Raw genomic sequence first — 12360 nt, forward strand, 5'->3', positions numbered from 1 at the left:
GGCCCGAGGCCGTGCTGCGCGGGCCTGATTCTATGTCACGCGCACGTCACATGCATTCCGGGACGAGAGTCCCGGACCGCAGCACCGGAGAATTCGATGTCCGACGTGTCACAGATGTGAAGCGACCGTGAAGGTCCCGGGCCCTCTCGGCGAAGGTAGGCTTGCAGGCACCGAGGCCGACGGAGCAGGGCCCACCGGCGATTCCCGCTCCCCCGGCCGGTCCGCCCCCTCCCGTAGAGAGAAGGACAGTGTGACTTCGCACGAGACCCCTCGTCCCATCGGCATCAACCTGCCGAGCCACGCCCAGGATCCCGACCCGGAGGAGACCCGGGAGTGGCTGGATTCGTTCGACGGTCTCGTCGAGCACCGCGGCGCCGAGCGCGCCTCCGAGATCGTCCAGAGCGTCATCCAGCACGCTCGCGAGGAGGACATCCACCTCCCCGAGTCCCTCACCACGGACTATGTGAACACGATCTCGGTCGAGCAGCAGCCGGAGTACCCCGGTGACCTCGAGCTCGAGAAGGAGCTGCGCAACATCAACCGCTGGAACGCGGCGATGGTGGTGCACCGGGCGCAGGCTCCCGGGATCGGCGTCGGCGGGCACCTCTCGAGCTACGCCTCGATCGCGACGATGTACGAGGTCGGCTTCAACCACTTCTTCCGCGGCCGCAACCACCCCGGCGGCGGCGACCACGTCTTCTTCCAGGGCCATGCCTCCCCCGGCATCTACTCGCGCGCCTACATGATGGGCCGCCTCTCCCAGGACGACCTCGACGGCTTCCGCCAGGAGTTCTCCAGCGAGCACGGGATGCCCTCCTATCCGCACCCGCGGGCGATGCAGGACTTCTGGGAGTTCCCGACAGTCTCGATGGGCATCGGCCCGGTCGCGGCGATCGAGCAGGCCTCCTTCGACCGCTACCTCCAGAACCGTGGTCTGAAGGACACCAGCGAGCAGCACACCTGGGCGTTCCTCGGCGACGGCGAGATGGACGAGGTCGAATCCCGCGGCGCGCTGCACATCGCCGCGAAGGAGCACCTGGACAACCTCACCTTCGTGGTGAACTGCAACCTGCAGCGCCTGGACGGACCTGTCCGTGGCAACGGCAAGATCATCCAGGAGCTGGAGAGCCAGTTCCGCGGTGCCGGCTGGAACGTCATCAAGGTGATCTGGGGCGCGGGCTGGGATCCGCTGCTCGAGGCGTCCACCGACGGCGCCCTCATCGACCTGATGAACGCCACCCCGGATGGCGACTACCAGACCTACCGCGCCGAGTCCGGCGGGTTCATCCGCGACAACTTCTTCGGCCGCGACCCGCGCACCAAGGCGCTCGTCGAGGACATGTCCGACGAGGACATCTGGTGGAAGCTGTCCCGCGGCGGCCACGACACGAAGAAGATCTACGCCGCGTTCAAGCAGGCCACCACCGAGCGCAACGGCAAGCCCACCGTGATCCTGGCCCACACGGTCAAGGGCTACCGGCTGGGCAAGAACTTCGCGGGCCGCAATGCGACCCACCAGATGAAGAAGTTCACCCCCGAGGACCTCAAGGCCCTCCGCGACACGCTGCGGATCCCGATCAGCGACGAGCAGCTGGACTCCGCGGACAGCGTCTACGACGCACCGTTCTACCTGCCGGAGGACGACTCGCCGGTGATGAAGTACCTCAAGGAGCACCGCGCGGCCCTGGGCGGTCCGGTGCCCTCGCGTCGTACCGAGCACAAGCCGCTCGAGCTGCCCGGCGACAAGGCGTACGAGGTCGTCAAGCGCGGCTCCGGCAAGCAGGAGATCGCCTCCACGATGGCGCTCGTGCGCCTGCTGAAGGACCTCATGCGCGACAAGGAGACCGGTAAGCGCTGGGTTCCGATCGTGCCCGACGAGGCCCGCACCTTCGGCATGGACTCGCTGTTCCCGACGGCGAAGATCTACAACCCCGACGGTCAGAACTACCTGTCGGTGGACCGTGACCTGCTGCTGGCCTACAAGGAGTCCACCTCCGGCCAGATCAAGCACATGGGCATCAACGAGATCAGCTCCACGGCGGCCTTCACCGCGGCGGGCACCTCGTACGCCACGCACGACTTCCCGATGATCCCGTTCTACATCTTCTACTCGATGTTCGGTTTCCAGCGCACCGGCGACTTCTTCTGGGCCGCCGGCGACCAGATGGCCAAGGGCTTCGTGATCGGCGCGACCGCCGGCAAGACCACGCTCGCGGGTGAGGGACTGCAGCACATGGACGGCCATTCGCCGATCCTCGCTGCGACCAACCCCGGCGCCGTGATCTACGACCCGACCTATGGGTACGAGCTCGGCCACATCATCCGGGACGGTCTGCAGCGCATGTACGGCGTCGACGATCGGGTGGCGGAGGTCTTCTACTACATCACGGTCTACAACGAGCCGATGGTGCAGCCCAAGGAGCCCGAGAACCTGGACGTCGAGGGTCTGCTCAAGGGCATGTACCTCAACCAGGCCAAGCCCGAGGGCGACGGCCCCGAGGCCCAGCTGCTCGCCTCCGGCGTCGGCGTCCCGTGGGCGCTGCATGCCCGTGAGCTCCTTTCCGAGGACTGGGGCGTGAAGGCCAACGTCTGGTCTGTCACGTCGTGGACCGAGATGCGCAAGGAGGCTCAGGAGGCCGAGAAGCACAACCTCCTGCACCCTGAGGATCAGCGCACCCCGTGGATCTCCCAGAAGCTCGAGGGCGTCGAGGGTCCGTTCATCGCGACCTCCGACTACGACTTCATGGTCCCGGACATGATCCGCGAGTGGATCCCGGGCCGCTACGGCGTGCTCGGCGCCGACGGCTGGGGCTTCTCGGACACCCGTCCGGCGGCCCGCCGCCATCTGAAGATCGACGCGCACTCCATGGTCGTCAAGGCCCTGCAGCTGCTCGCCAAGGAGGGCAAGGTGGATCCCTCGGTGGTGCGCCAGGCCATCGACAAGTACGACCTGACGAACGTGAACGCCGGCCAGTCCGGTTCGTTCGGCGGCGAGTCCTGATCTCCCCGTCGGGCCGTCCGTCCTGGTGACGGACGGCCCGACGGTCTCACCCCAGCCGGCCCGTCTCGTCCTCCGAGCGGGCCGTGCCCCGTCTCTCCCTGGAGGTACCAGTGCTCGCGATCGTCTGTCCCGGACAAGGGGCCCAGAAGCCCGGATTCCTGAGTCCATGGCGTGAACTGCCCGGTGTCGATCAGGCACTGTCAGCGCTCTCCGACGCTGCAGGCATCGACCTGCTCCGTCACGGCACCGAGTCCGATGCGGACACGATCCGTGACACCGCCGTGGCCCAGCCGCTGCTGGTCGCTGCAGGCATCATCGCCGCCTCCTCCCTCTACCAGGAGCAGGGTCTCCCCACGGCCGACGTCTTCGCCGGCCACAGCGTCGGCGAGCTCACCGCCGCGGCGCTGGCCGGGGTGCTGAACAACGAGGACGCCATGCGACTGGTCGCCGTCCGGTCCCAGGCGATGGCGCACTCCGCCGCTGCCGAGCCCACCTCCATGGCCGCCGTCGTCGGCGGCACCCGCGAGGACGTCCTCGCCACGATCCAGCGCCACGGACTGCACGCGGCGAACCTCAACTCCGCCGCGCAGGTCGTCGCCGCCGGGGCGGCCGAGCAGATCGCCGCCCTGGTCGAGGACGGGCCCGTGAAGGCTCGCGTGATCCCCCTCCAGGTCGCCGGCGCCTTCCACACCCCGTACATGGCCGGGGCCCGCGAGGAGCTGGCGGCGTTCGCGCCCGGGCTGCACCCCTCGGACCCGACGGTCCCGCTGGTCTCCAATGCCGGTGGCGAGGTCGTCTCCTCGGGCTCTCGCTACCTCGAGCTGATCGTGAACCAGGTCGCCTCCCCCGTCGACTGGGAGGCCTGCATGGCGGTGCTGCGTGAGCGCGGCGTGACCGCGCTGATCGAGGTCGCCCCCGCCGGGACCCTCACCGGGCTCGCCAAGCGTGAGCTGAAGGGGATCGCGCTCGCGAACCTCAACACCCCCGACGACCTCGAGTCGGCCCGCGCCCTGGTGCGCGACCATGCCGGCACCGCTTCCACGGACCAGGAGAACTGACATGGCCGTCTCCCTCACCACCCAGAAGACCGTTCCCGGCTCGCAGGTCCTCGCCTACGGCGCGGCTCGCGGCGATGTCGTCGTCCCTAACGACGATCTGGTCGGCCCGATCAACTCCTCCGATGAGTGGATCCGGCAGCGCACCGGCATCATCACCCGCATGCGGGCCAGCAAGGACGTCGGCGTCAAGGACCTCTCGCTCACGGCGGCGAAGGAGGCCATCGAGCGCTCCGGGATCGATCTGGAGACGCTCGACGCGATCATCGTCTCCACCATCTCCTTCCCGTATCCGACCCCGTCCCTGGCCACGCTGCTGGCCGGAGAGCTGGGCCGGCCCGACGTCATCGCCTATGACATCTCCGCCGCCTGCGCGGGCTTCGCCTACGGGATCGGCCAGGCCGATTCGCTGATCCGCTCCGGGGCGGCGCGCAATGTGCTCGTGATCGGCGCGGAGAAGCTCTCGGACTTCGTCGACCCCGCTGATCGTTCGATCTCCTTCCTGCTGGGCGATGGCGCGGGAGCTGCGGTCGTCGGCCAAAGCGACACCCCGAAGATCGGCCCCACCGTCTGGGGCAGCGACGGCGACAACTGGAACACCATCCGGATGACGAACTCGCTCGTGAACTTCCGCGACGGCGACGGGCCCTGGCCCACCCTCGAGCAGGATGGCCGCACCGTGTTCCGCTGGGCCGTCTGGCACACCGCCGAGAAGATCCGCGAGATGCTCGACAAATCGGGTCTGACCATCGAGGACATCGATGTGTTCGTGCCCCACCAGGCCAATATGCGGATCATCGACGAGCTCGCCAAGCAGCTGAAGCTGCCCGAGTCCGTGGTGATCGGCCGGGATATCGCCGAGACCGGGAACACCTCCGCCGCCTCGATCCCGCTGGCCACGCACCGACTCATCGAGGAGGGCGCCGTCAAGAGCGGCGACGTGCTCGTGCAGTTCGGCTTCGGTGCCGGCCTTGCCTACGCAGGCCAGGTGCTGATCCTGCCCTGATTCGTCGCGGGTGCTCTGTCGCCCGCATCACGCCTCAGCGGGGACACGATCCCCGCTGGCCGATTACCCCGCGGTAGCACGGGTAGTCTGTGACCGCCACACATCCGCACATCTGAAGGAGCACCCATGGCACACACCGAGAACGAGATCCTCGAGGGCCTCGCCGAGATCGTCAACGAGGAGACCGGTGTCGCCACCGAGGACGTCAAGCTGGAGAAGTCCTTCACCGACGACCTCGATATCGACTCCATCTCGATGATGACCATCGTCGTCAACGCCGAAGAGAAGTTCGACGTGCGCATCCCCGACGAAGAGGTCAAGAACCTCGCGACCGTCGGCGACGCCGTCAAGTACATCGCGGGCGCCCAGAACTGAGCCCCGCCTGACGCCCGGGACGATCCCGTCCCGGGCGTCGCCGTCTGATCTTCCGTCTTGACCCGACAGCCGCCCCGACCCGGAGGTCCGTATGTCCGCTCCCCGTTCCCGTGTCGCCGTGACCGGCCTCGGCACAGTCAACCCGCTCGGCGGTGACGTGGCCTCCACCTGGGAGGCCGCCCTGGCCGGGACCTCCACCGCGCGCACCTTCGACAACGACTGGAAGGAGCGCTACGGGCTGTCCGTGGACTTCGCCTGCCAGATCGTTCCCGGCGCACTCGACTCCCTCACCCGTCCCGAGTCCAAGAAGCTGGACCCCTCGGGCCAGTACGCCATGGTCGCCGCCCGTCAGGCCTGGGCCGATGCCGGCGCCCCCGAGGTTGCCCCCGAGCGGCTCGGCGTCGTGGTCGGCACCGGCATCGGCGGCATCTGGACCACTCTGGACCAGTGGGACGTGGTGCGCGAGCGCGGCGCCCGCCGCGTCAACCCCTACACCGTCCCGATGCTGATGGCGAACTCCTCGGCCGCCAACATCTCGATGGAGCTCGGCGCCCGCGCCGGCGCCCACACCCCGGTCTCCGCCTGCGCCTCCGGCTCCGAAGCCGTCGCGCTCGGAATGGGGATGATCCGCGACGGCCGCGCCGACGTGGTCGTGGTCGGCGGCACCGAGGCGTCGATCCATCCGATGACCATCGCCGCCTTCGCGAACATCCGGGCCCTCTCGGGCCGGGTCGACGATCCGCAGACCGCCTCCCGTCCCTATGACGTGGACCGCGACGGCTTCGTGCTCGGTGAGGGCGCTGCCATCCTGGTGCTCGAGAGCGAGGAGCACGCCGCCGCCCGCGGTGCCCGCGTGTACGCCTACGCCTCCGGGCGCGGCATGGCCGCGGATGCTCATCACATCTCCGCCCCCTCGCCCGAGGGCCAGGCGAGCGCCATCCGCGAAGCGGTCGAGGATGCGGACGTCGCGGCGCAGGACATCGTGCATCTCAACTCCCACGGCACCTCGACCCCGCTCGGCGACATCGGCGAACTCAACTCCGTCTCCACCGCGCTGGGCGGGATCACGGACCAGATCGTGGTCAGCTCGACCAAGTCGATGACCGGTCACCTGCTGGGCGGCGCCGGGGCGCTCGAGTCCGTCTTCTCGGTCCTCGCCTCGCACCACCGCCTCGCACCACCGACGATCAACATCGAGAACCTCGATCCCGAGACCCCGATGCGGATCGCCCAGGACACCCCGGCCGAGCTGCCGGGCGGCGACATCGCCGTGCTGAACAACGCCTTCGGCTTCGGCGGCCACGACATCGCCGTGGTGTTCACCAGCGCCTGAGCCGCCGCCGTACGGCCGCAGGGCACAGCGTGACGCCCACGCCGTGCCCTGCAGGCCGTGCAGGCTCTGCCGGCCCTGCATGCCGTGCCGAGATCGACGTTCGGAACAGATTCGCCACCGAATCCTGTACCGAACGTCGATCTCGTGTCACGAGCTGCCGGGAAGCGTGCGGGGGCCGAGGTGCTCAGCTCACGCGGTGCAGCCACCTCATCGGCACACCCTCGCCGGCGTGGCGGTAGATCTCGAGGTCCTCGTCCCAGGGGGCGCCGAGCGCGATGTCGAGCTCGCGATGGAGAGCGTGGGGGTCATTCCCCGCCCGTTCCATGCAGCCGCGCACATGATCCTCGGTGAGGACGATGTTCCCCGCATGGTCGGTGGCCGCGTGATGGATCCCGAGCTCGGGGGTGCAGCTCCAGCGGGCGCCATCCACTGCGGCGGTGGCTTCCTGGGTGACCTCGAAGCGCACCTCGTTCATGCCCCGCAGCGCGCTGACCAGCTGGGCGCCGGTGTCCTCGCGTCCGCGCCAGGTCATCTCGGCCCGCTGCAGCCCACGGCTCACCGGCTGCTCCTCCCAGCGGATGCGTGCGGGCATGCCGAGAACTCCGCTGGCGGCCCATTCGATATGCGGCGTGAGGGCCCGCGGCGCGGAGTGAATATACAGAACGCCCTGAGTCATCTCGTTCCTTCCGGTCTCCGATGCGTCTTCCCCAACGAATCGGTACCGCGGATGGATCTGGTGACAGAGGTGTCGCTCCGGGTAGAGCTTAGAGGGTCTCCCTGATCTGGCGCAAAGCGCGCTTCTTGACGGACCGCTCCAGTCCGTCGATGTAGAGCGCACCGTCGAGGTGGCCGACCTCGTGCTGGATCAGGCGTGCGATGATCCCCTCCCCCGCGAACTCGATCTCCTCGCCCTCGAGGTTCGTCCCGACGCACCGCGCGTAGGCGGAGCGCGTGCGCGGGAAGAACAGCCCGGGCACCGAGAGGCAGCCCTCGTCGTCGTGCTGGAGCTCCTCGGAGAGCTCGACGATGACCGGGTTCAGGATGTAGCCCAGCTCCTGCTTCTCCACCAGGTGCCAGGAGAAGGCGCGCAGGTTCACGCCGATCTGGTTGGCGGCGACGCCGGCCCGGCCCTCGTCGTCCACGGTGTCCAGCAGGTCGCGCACCAGGGTGCGGGTGCCGTCGGTGATCGTCGTGATGGGGTCGCAGGCGGTGCGCAGCACGGGGTCGCCGACGACGCGGATGGGACGGATGGTCATGCCTGCGGCTCCTGCTCGTCCTGCTCGGCGCCGAGCACGCGGTGGGTGACCTCCACACCGGGGACGACGGTCCGCTCGACCGTGCAGCCGGCGGCGACCGCACGGCCGAACACCTTCACCACGGTCTCGACCTCGGCCTCGGTGAGCCCCTCGAGCGGGAGCTGCACCTCTTCGGCGATGCTCAGGTAGCGGTTCTCGGCCTCGTCGGACGTGCCGTGAGCCCACAGACGCATGCTGAAGTCCTCCCCCAGACGGCGGGCGAGGTTCAGGTCCGAGCTCATCCCGGCGCAGCCGATCAGCGCGAGCTTCAGCAGCTCACCGGGGTTGATCTCGCCTTCGCCGTGGCCGATCGGGATCTCGAGGCCGCGCTGGTTGCGACCCATCAGGGTGCGCTCGCCGGAGCGGTCCGCCCAGACGCTGCCGGGACCGAAGTTCTCCGGAAGCTCGAAACGATCATCGGGGACGGTGGGCATCGCCCTTCTCCTTCGCGAGAACCATCAGAAAATGGGACAGCCCCGGAGATCTCCGGGGCTGTGCTCCTGTGTGGGGCTCCCGCACTTGGATTCGAACCAAGAACCGCTCGATTAACAGTCGAGTGCTCTGCCGTTGAGCTATGCGGGATCGACCTGAACGACTGTAGCAGGATCCGGCCGGTGTTCGCATCTCCGTTCTGCGCTCCCACCGGCCACTATGACGAAGGTAACGCCCTGCCGGCCGGGACCAGACGGTGGGCGGCGGTGTCCGTGCGAGCGGGCCTGGTGCGGTAGATTCGGGTGCGCTCCTCGGGAGCGCACGGCCCAGTAGCTCAGCCGGTCAGAGCAGCGGACTCATAATCCGTCGGTCGCGGGTTCAAGCCCCGCCTGGGCTACTTGACCAGCAGGTTCACCCGCTTCGGTACATTCCGGAATAGCGAGGAGCGAGTTGAGAGCGAGAAATGATCTCTCGTATGGACTCGCGCTTCAGGAGCGGCTCCCCCTGCCTGTCCGCCCCACTGCCGTGGACCTGACCCTCGGTGGCCAGAAGGGGCAACCTTTCGCCGACACTGAAGAGGTCCTCAGACGCAGGGACAACGGGCAGCCCCTCGACCGGATCGCCGAAGATCCCGGCTTCTCCCGCCGAGCCGTCCGCGGCCCCGAAGAGCGCCGACCGGCGGAAGCCTGCCGATCCATCGTCGACGACGGCGTTCCGATGGAGGCGCTCTCCGTCGCGCTCGGTCGTGGTACGACGTGGTTGCACGGGCTCCTCGGCTGCCACGATCTTCAGCCCGAGACTCGGCCGGTGCAGACCATCTTTCGGCGCACGAGACGGGAGGTGCTCGAGTGGCCGCACGCGCGCTGCGCACTCCCTCTCTCGGTCGCTCGCGCGACCTCGACCCCCGGCACGACACTCGGGGTTCGCTCGATGGCTCGACTCGGAGGGGTGATGCTCACTACCCTCAAGCGGCACGAGCTTTCGCTCGTCGAGCAGCTGCCGGCTCCCGAATTGGTCATCACATGCTGTATGGTCAGTGCATGCTGACTAAAGCTTCGCGTCTTGAGGTCATGAATCGGCTCGGCCGGGCCATGGCCGACCCCACTCGTTCCCGCATCCTGCTGTCCCTCCTCGACCATCCCGGCTATACCGCGGTACTGGCGGAGGAGTTGTCGCTGACCCGTACGAACGTATCCAATCACCTCTCCTGCCTGCGCGGCTGCGGCATCGTGGTCGCATCCCCCGAGGGGCGACGCACGCGCTATGAGATCGCAGACGCGCACCTGACCAAGGCGCTCTCGGTCCTGGTCGATACCGTGCTCGCGGTTGACGACGGCCTTCCGTGCACTGACGAGGACTGTGACGTCCCGCTGTGCTGCGACGCGTCCGTTGAGGTGCGCTCCGAGGCGGGTGCGCGATGAGCGACGACTGCTGCGGTCCCGAGAAGCCCGCACCCCCCGTGGCCCCAGTGGTGGAAGATGCATGCTGCGGAAGCAGTGGTCCGCCGGAGGCGCTCGAGCTCGAAGAGCCCACACCGTGGTGGCGCGATCGTGCGCTGATGCTGCCGGTCGCGTCCGGTGTCTTGTGGGTAGTGGGGCTCTTGATCGGTTGGGCAGGGCTCAGCACGGCCGGTCTCGCGGCCCACGTTCTCGCCCTGCTGGCCGGGGCCTGGACCTTCGTCCCCGGCACTTTGCGTCGCCTGGTGCAGGGCCGTGGACGCGGTCGGCTCGGTGTGGGCCTGTTGATGACCATTGCCGCGCTCGGTGCGGTGCTGTTAGGGCACATCGGCGAAGCCGCCGCATTGGCGTTCCTGTTCTCCCTCGCAGAGGCGCTCGAGGACCGGTCGATGGATCGTGCGAAGCAGGGCCTGCGGGCACTGCTCGCGCTCATCCCCGAAACTGCTCGCGTCTCACGCCCGGGAGGAGGATCTCAGACCATCGCGGCTGCGGAGGTCCGCTGCGACGACGTGCTCCTGCTCGGCGCGGGCGACAAGGTAGCCACGGACGGGGTCATCGTCTCCGGGCGCTCCTGGGTGGATACCTCCGCGATCACGGGCGAGTCCATACCGGTCGAGGTCGGCCCTGGGGATGAGGTGCATGCAGGTTCGGTCAACGGCTCGGGCTCGCTATCGCTGCGTGCCACGGCTGACGGTCGAGACAACTCGCTGACCCAGATCGTGCGCCTGGTCGAGCAGGCCCACGCCGCCAAGGGTGAACGTGCGCGCCTCGCTGATCGCATCGCCCGTCCCCTCGTCCCCGTGGTGCTGATCGTCGCCGCACTGGTCGCACTGATCGGCGTCCTCACCGGAGAACCGGCGATCTGGATCGAGCGTGCCCTGGTGGTGCTCGTCGCCGCGTCGCCCTGCGCGTTGGCGATCGCCGTGCCGGTGACGGTGATCTCCTCGATCGGCTCCGCGAGCAAGCTCGGTGTGGTCATCAAGTCCGGCGCCGCCTTCGAGCAGCTGGGGACGATCCGCACTGTTGCACTGGACAAGACCGGGACGCTCACCCGCAACGAACCCAGGGTCGTGGATGTCGCCACAAGCGAGGGCCGCAGCCGTGAGGAGGTCCTCGCAGCGGCCGCTGCTCTCGAATCCGCCAGCGCTCACCCCCTCGCCACCGCCATCCTCGCCGCAACCGATACCACGGTGGACGCCGACGATGTCCAGGAAACCCCCGGACACGGCATCACCGGCAACATCGGTGGCCGGTTGATGCGCGTAGGAAGTCCCCGCTGGATCTCCCCTGGCCAGCTCGAGAACCGTACTCGCGAGATGGCCGCAGGTGGAATGAGCGTCGTCATGGTCGAGGAGGAAGGCCAGGTGATCGGCGCTGTCGGCATCCGCGACGAGCTGCGCCCGGAAGCTGCCGCGACGGTTGCTGCGCTGCACGCCCAGGGCATTCGCACGGTCATGCTCACCGGCGACAACACCCTGACCGCTCGCGCGATCGCGGCGGAGGCCGGTATCGAGGAAGTTCATGCCGAGCAGCTGCCCGCCGACAAGGCCGCCCACGTCCGTCGCCTCTCGGAGCAGGCCCCGACCGCGATGATCGGAGACGGCATCAACGATGCGCCCGCCCTCGCGTCAGCGACCGTGGGCATCGCGATGGGAGCGACCGGCACGGCAGCAGCGGTCGAGTCGGCCGACGTCGCCTTCACCGGCACGGACCTGCGACAGATCCCCGCCGCTCTGGCACATGCTCGCCGGGGCCGCCGCATCATGACCGGGAACATCGCCCTCGCGCTGGCGATCATCGTGGTGCTGTTCCCCCTGGCATTGTTCGGGGTGCTGGGTCTGGCCGCGGTGGTGCTCGTGCACGAGGTCGCCGAAGTCGTGGTGATCGCCAACGGCATGCGGGCCGCACGCACCAAAGGGGTGGGCGCGCAGGAGCCGTCCAGGCCGATCCGGCAGGATCTGCGCGAGACGTCGACTGTGGGAGGACCCGCCGCATGAGCAGGAGCACGAAATTCACCCTGGCACTGATCGCAGCAGCTGCGCTGGTCTTCGCCGGGTTCGTCATCTTCCTCAACCCCGACGAGCAGGAATCGGCGCCGGCCGAGGGCACGGGTTCCGCGTCGGCCCAGCTCGTGCGCGAAGACAGTCCCACGCTGTCCGAGGGCAGCAGCGACGTCGTCTTCGTGGAGTACCTCGACTTCGAATGTGAAGCCTGTCTATCCCTGTATCCCGCGGTCGAGGAGATCCGCGCCGAGTACGGCGACCGCGTGACCTTCGTGGTGCGGTATCTGCCGCTGCACGGAAATTCTGTCGAAGCCGCCAAGGCGGCCGAGGCCGCCGGAGAGCAGGGCGAGTTCGAGGCCATGTACAAGGCGCTGTTCGACAACGCGGCCGAGTGGAGTCACCA

The 12360-nt window shown here is 68.3% G+C and carries 12 protein-coding genes and 2 tRNA genes; 10 read left to right on the plus strand and 4 right to left on the minus strand.

Features of this window, described 5'->3' with window-relative positions:
• Positions 1–250: 250 nt before the first annotated feature.
• The 5 genes from aceE (at position 251) to Q0937_RS15370 (ending at position 6770) form a co-directional block, all read left to right on the plus strand.
• The gene (aceE, locus tag Q0937_RS15350; protein WP_299305436.1) at positions 251–3001 is read left to right on the plus strand and encodes a pyruvate dehydrogenase (acetyl-transferring), homodimeric type; all 2751 of its coding nucleotides are present in this window, start codon (positions 251–253) and stop codon (positions 2999–3001) included.
• A 110-nt stretch (positions 3002–3111) separates the two neighbouring features.
• A complete protein-coding gene (locus tag Q0937_RS15355) occupies positions 3112–4059 on the plus strand; it encodes an ACP S-malonyltransferase (protein ID WP_299305439.1) in 948 nt (315 codons plus the stop codon).
• Position 4060: 1 nt separating this feature from the next.
• Positions 4061–5062: a beta-ketoacyl-ACP synthase III gene (locus Q0937_RS15360; protein WP_299305442.1), complete on the plus strand. Its 1002-nt coding sequence runs from the start codon at positions 4061–4063 to the stop codon at positions 5060–5062.
• Positions 5063–5188: 126 nt separating this feature from the next.
• Positions 5189–5437 (plus strand): acyl carrier protein, encoded by a 249-nt coding sequence (locus tag Q0937_RS15365; RefSeq protein ID WP_010551652.1) that lies wholly within the window; start codon positions 5189–5191, stop codon positions 5435–5437.
• A gap of 91 nt (positions 5438–5528) precedes the next feature.
• Positions 5529–6770, plus strand: coding sequence for a beta-ketoacyl synthase (locus Q0937_RS15370; protein WP_299305446.1), 1242 nt, complete (start codon positions 5529–5531; stop codon positions 6768–6770).
• Between the two features lie 184 nt (positions 6771–6954).
• On the opposite strand, the gene Q0937_RS15375 is transcribed toward Q0937_RS15370, so the two are convergent.
• The 4 genes from Q0937_RS15375 to Q0937_RS15390 form a co-directional block, all read right to left on the minus strand.
• A complete protein-coding gene (locus tag Q0937_RS15375) occupies positions 6955–7446 on the minus strand; it encodes a DUF3145 domain-containing protein (RefSeq protein WP_299305449.1) in 492 nt (163 codons plus the stop codon).
• An 88-nt stretch (positions 7447–7534) separates the two neighbouring features.
• The gene (locus tag Q0937_RS15380) at positions 7535–8026 is read right to left on the minus strand and encodes a peptide deformylase (RefSeq protein WP_299305452.1); all 492 of its coding nucleotides are present in this window, start codon (positions 8024–8026) and stop codon (positions 7535–7537) included.
• Entirely contained in the window at positions 8023–8499 is a 477-nt protein-coding gene (locus tag Q0937_RS15385) for an OsmC family protein (protein ID WP_299305455.1), read from the minus strand. Before Q0937_RS15385 ends, Q0937_RS15380 begins: the two co-directional genes overlap by 4 nt.
• A gap of 76 nt (positions 8500–8575) precedes the next feature.
• Positions 8576–8647, minus strand: a tRNA-Asn gene (locus Q0937_RS15390).
• A gap of 173 nt (positions 8648–8820) precedes the next feature.
• On the opposite strand from Q0937_RS15390, the gene Q0937_RS15395 reads away from it, so the two are divergent.
• The 5 genes from Q0937_RS15395 to Q0937_RS15415 all read left to right on the plus strand — a co-directional run.
• A tRNA-Ile gene (locus tag Q0937_RS15395) sits at positions 8821–8894 on the plus strand.
• A gap of 128 nt (positions 8895–9022) precedes the next feature.
• Positions 9023–9544 carry a hypothetical protein gene (locus Q0937_RS15400; protein WP_299305458.1) on the plus strand — a complete coding sequence of 174 codons (522 nt, stop codon included), beginning with the start codon at positions 9023–9025 and terminating at the stop codon, positions 9542–9544.
• Positions 9538–9918 (plus strand): helix-turn-helix transcriptional regulator, encoded by a 381-nt coding sequence (locus tag Q0937_RS15405; protein WP_299305461.1) that lies wholly within the window; start codon positions 9538–9540, stop codon positions 9916–9918. Before Q0937_RS15400 ends, Q0937_RS15405 begins: the two co-directional genes overlap by 7 nt.
• 137 nt (positions 9919–10055) lie before the next feature.
• The gene (locus tag Q0937_RS15410) at positions 10056–11951 is read left to right on the plus strand and encodes a cation-translocating P-type ATPase (protein WP_299305464.1); all 1896 of its coding nucleotides are present in this window, start codon (positions 10056–10058) and stop codon (positions 11949–11951) included.
• A partial coding sequence (locus Q0937_RS15415; protein ID WP_299305467.1) for a thioredoxin domain-containing protein occupies positions 11948–12360 on the plus strand: 413 nt, incomplete at its 3' end. The genes Q0937_RS15410 and Q0937_RS15415, both read left to right, overlap by 4 nt.

Origin of the sequence: uncultured Brachybacterium sp., assembly GCF_947500705.1 — a bacterium.
Taxonomy (GTDB): Bacteria; Actinomycetota; Actinomycetes; order Actinomycetales; family Dermabacteraceae; genus Brachybacterium.

Bases quoted from the DNA above. Each gene is read 5' to 3' on its own strand.
- Q0937_RS15365 (WP_010551652.1), top strand. From the start codon at position 5,189: ATGGCACACACCGAGAACGAGATCCTCGAGGGCCTCGCCGAGATCGTC.
- Q0937_RS15360 (WP_299305442.1), top strand. From the start codon at position 4,061: ATGGCCGTCTCCCTCACCACCCAGAAGACCGTTCCCGGCTCGCAGGTC.
- Q0937_RS15375 (WP_299305449.1), bottom strand. From the start codon at position 7,446: ATGACTCAGGGCGTTCTGTATATTCACTCCGCGCCGCGGGCCCTCACG.
- Q0937_RS15410 (WP_299305464.1), top strand. From the start codon at position 10,056: ATGCTGCCGGTCGCGTCCGGTGTCTTGTGGGTAGTGGGGCTCTTGATC.
- Q0937_RS15405 (WP_299305461.1), top strand. From the start codon at position 9,538: ATGCTGACTAAAGCTTCGCGTCTTGAGGTCATGAATCGGCTCGGCCGG.
- Q0937_RS15385 (WP_299305455.1), bottom strand. From the start codon at position 8,499: ATGCCCACCGTCCCCGATGATCGTTTCGAGCTTCCGGAGAACTTCGGT.
- Q0937_RS15370 (WP_299305446.1), top strand. From the start codon at position 5,529: ATGTCCGCTCCCCGTTCCCGTGTCGCCGTGACCGGCCTCGGCACAGTC.
- Q0937_RS15380 (WP_299305452.1), bottom strand. From the start codon at position 8,026: ATGACCATCCGTCCCATCCGCGTCGTCGGCGACCCCGTGCTGCGCACC.